We start from the raw sequence: 459 nt of genomic DNA, 5'->3' as shown, positions 1-459 counted from the left end.
GTCTCGAGCATGCGCATCTGCTCGTCGTTGTGCACCGCGGTCGTCAGGCTGTAGCGGTCGATCACGTCGATGTCGGTCGACCGGAAGAAGCCCTCGAGCAGCAGGATCGGCCCCGCCCAGCCCAGTTCGCGCAGCTTCACGGCCTCGTCGAGGTCGAGCAGGCCGAAGCCGTCGGTGCCGCGCAGCCCGGGCAAGACGCGCGCGAGACCGTGCCCATACGCGGTCGCCTTGACGATCGCCCAGACCTTCGACTGGGCGGCGTGGCGGCGCACGACGGAGAGGTTGTTCGCGAGAGCTGCGGTGTGGATCGTGGCGGAAATCGGGCGCGGCATAGGAAATTTCTGTAAAGACGCTTGCGAATCATCAGCTTATCGCGCCTTTTGGGCACGACGCCGGAAACGCGCGGAACGATCGGGGGATCTTGCTAGTCCGAATTGACGTATTTTCGTGATATAAAGC

General features: G+C 63.6%; 1 protein-coding gene. It reads right to left on the bottom strand.

Translation table 11 applies throughout. The features are described 5' to 3' along the window. On the bottom strand, positions 1–332 hold a 332-nt coding region (locus J5M58_RS26805; protein ID WP_207880401.1), incomplete at its 3' end, for an alanine racemase. Positions 333–459 lie beyond the last annotated feature (127 nt).

The sequence above is a fragment of the Pseudomonas sp. 32_A genome (assembly GCF_017490905.1).
Lineage (GTDB): Bacteria > Pseudomonadota > Gammaproteobacteria > Pseudomonadales > Pseudomonadaceae > Aquipseudomonas > Aquipseudomonas inefficax.
Note: the sequence above shows the minus strand (reverse complement) of the source record. Positions and strands in the feature narration are given on the sequence as shown.